This is a genomic window from Pricia sp., assembly GCF_041745955.1.
Classification (GTDB): Bacteria; Bacteroidota; Bacteroidia; order Flavobacteriales; family Flavobacteriaceae; genus Pricia.
Map to the genome: position 1 here is coordinate 1 of NZ_JBGTHY010000335.1, position 2112 is coordinate 2112.

Genomic DNA, 2112 nt, shown 5'->3' on the forward strand with positions numbered 1-2112 from the left:
GAAATTGATGAGGTGTATTGTTTGGCCTCTAAATTTTCACAGAGTGAACTTCGAAATCTCATTGATTTTGCCGATAATAATTTGATACGCTTAAAAATCATTCCCGATAATAAAGAGGTGTTCACGCGTTCGATGTCGTTGGAGATGTATGACAGTATTCCCGTGCTAAATATCAGAAGGTTACCTTTGGATACCGAATATGCCAAATGGGTTAAGCGTATCTTTGATATTATATTTTCATTGTTCGTCATGGTCTTGGTCCTATCTTGGTTGGTACCAGTGCTTTTCGTTTTGATAAAATGGGAATCGCCCGGCACCCTCTATTTTAAACAGAAAAGGCACGGTTTAAAGAAAAGGGTTTTTTGGTGCTATAAATTCCGGTCGATGACCACAAACGTCGATAGCGATTCTAAAATGGCGACTAAGAACGATATGCGCATCACGAAAATCGGACAGTTTATCAGAAGGACCAGTATTGACGAGTTACCGCAGTTTATTAACGTCTTTCTTGGAAATATGAGTGTTGTCGGCCCACGGCCGCATATGGAACTTCATACCGAAGGCTATGAGAGCTCAGTAGACAAATATTTGGTACGGCACTTTGTGAAGCCCGGTATCACCGGGCTGGCACAGATTAGGGGGTATCGAGGCGAAATCCTAAAGCATCGGGATATTTTGAACCGAATCAAACTCGATGTGTTCTATGTAGAAAAATGGTCTTTGGTCTTCGACTTGAATATCATTTATCTTACGATCTATAACGTATTTGCCGGTGAAGAAAAGGCATATTGATGGTTAGGTACAATACATCTCGAGACCACTCTTTAGCAGACCTTTGTGAAAGTTAACTATAGTAATATAAAATGACAATAGTATTTTTGTTGATTCATTCGTAACTCATTATAATTTATGTCCGAACCGAGTAAACAGTCAAGAGAACTGGAAGAAAAGAACATTGGCAAAATAATCGCCGGGTATTTAAACCATTGGCGTCTGTTTGCCATAGGTCTGACTATTTGCCTACTGGCGGTCTTTCTGTTTATCAGATATTGGGCCGAGATTCAATATGAGGTCAAAAGTACAATTCAGGTAAAGGATGAAAGTCCTGGCCAAGGGGCCATAGAATCCGCTAGCTTTAAAGATTTGGGTCTTATCAAAACGTCCCACAAAGTAGAGGATGAAATGGGAATATTGAAATCGCCCGGACTTATGGAAAAAGTCATTTCCAAACTATCGCTCAATATAAATTTTTATATGGAGGGAAACATTCGCGATGTAGAACTTTATGGGGAAGACGTTCCGGTTGAGGTGTTGGTAGATGAGACCGCTGCAGGACTGGTTTACGACCACCCCATATATGTTAGACTATTGGGAGGGAATTGTTATGAAATACATACGGAATATGAAGATAAGGATTATCGAGCCGAATACGCATTTGGCGAATTGGTCTCGGAACCGTTCGGTACGTTTACCGTTACCCGAAGATCAGGAAATAAATATGAAGATAATGGTAAGCCCCTGTACTTTACCATTCGGAATACCGATGTTGTCATCGATGAGTTTCTGGAAAACTTAAGCGTAGAGCTTATCAATGACACGGGGAGTCTTATTGGTTTACGATTCTTAAGCGTGACACAGAAAAAGGGGGAAGATGTTTTGGCCGGTCTTATCGAGTCCTACGTTGAGGAAAAAATAAAGTACGATAACGAGTTGGCCGAGAGCACCATCAAGATGATAGACGATCGGGTAAAGTTGTTATCGGGTGAAATCAGCGGCGTGGAAAAAACGGTCGAAGAATTCAAAACAAAAAATGACCTAACGGATGTGGGCAGCAACGCCAATATCTATATAGAGCAGGCGAACGATTATGAAAAAATGATTATTGATTATCAAAGCCAGATCAACGTCATCGAATCCATTGAAAGTTATATGATGCAAGGCGATCTCGATTCGCCCATTCCCGGAGCACTAAGTACGAGCGATCCTTCTTTGATCAATTCCATTGACCGGTATAACGCGACCCTAATGGAAAAGAATCAGTTGTCTCAATCCGCATCCAGCAGCAATCCACTGATAGTAAAATTGGACCAGACCTTGGCCAGTTTAAGCCAG

General features: G+C 41.1%; 2 protein-coding genes. Both read left to right on the forward strand.

Annotated features, from left to right (window positions below; translation table 11 throughout):
* On the forward strand, positions 1-792 hold a 792-nt coding region (locus ACEW8S_RS12340), incomplete at its 5' end, for an exopolysaccharide biosynthesis polyprenyl glycosylphosphotransferase (protein ID WP_373518450.1).
* A gap of 117 nt (positions 793-909) precedes the next feature.
* Positions 910-2112, forward strand: a 1203-nt coding sequence (locus ACEW8S_RS12345) for a hypothetical protein (protein ID WP_373518451.1), incomplete at its 3' end; no start/stop codon positions are given.